At 57.4% G+C, this 319-nt stretch carries 1 protein-coding gene; it reads right to left on the bottom strand.

The window, feature by feature from the left end; all coding sequences use genetic code 11:
- Positions 1-319, bottom strand: a 319-nt coding sequence (locus AB9F29_RS21775) for an arginine deiminase family protein (RefSeq protein WP_369757232.1), incomplete at both ends; no start/stop codon positions are given.

Here is a 319-nt window from a genome sequence, read left to right as displayed (position 1 = left end):
GGCTCCAAACACAGAAGATTGTTGGCATCATCCCATTGCTCGCGGGCGGATTCATACGCATCTCCACCAGTTGGAATGGTCCGAAGGGCTTTGATCCCAAGCGCATCGGCCACGACCTCAAGAAAGGGTTTTGCCTCCACTTCAACGGCGATGGTGTTGCCGTCGCCGGGGCGCAGGCTGGTACAGCGGATAGCGTCTGTGACCTCGGAAAAGACAGTAACAAGATCGCGGTCACAGAAGGTAAATACAGTATCGAGGTGCATCGCGCCGCGAGATTTGGGGAATTGGCAGGCGATAACGCGGGTTGCGCCGCCACTCG

The organism is Falsihalocynthiibacter sp. S25ZX9 (assembly GCF_041205405.1).
GTDB lineage: Bacteria > Pseudomonadota > Alphaproteobacteria > Rhodobacterales > Rhodobacteraceae > Falsihalocynthiibacter > Falsihalocynthiibacter arcticus.
The sequence above is the reverse complement of the archived record's forward strand: the minus strand, read 5'-3'. Positions and strand labels throughout refer to the sequence as shown.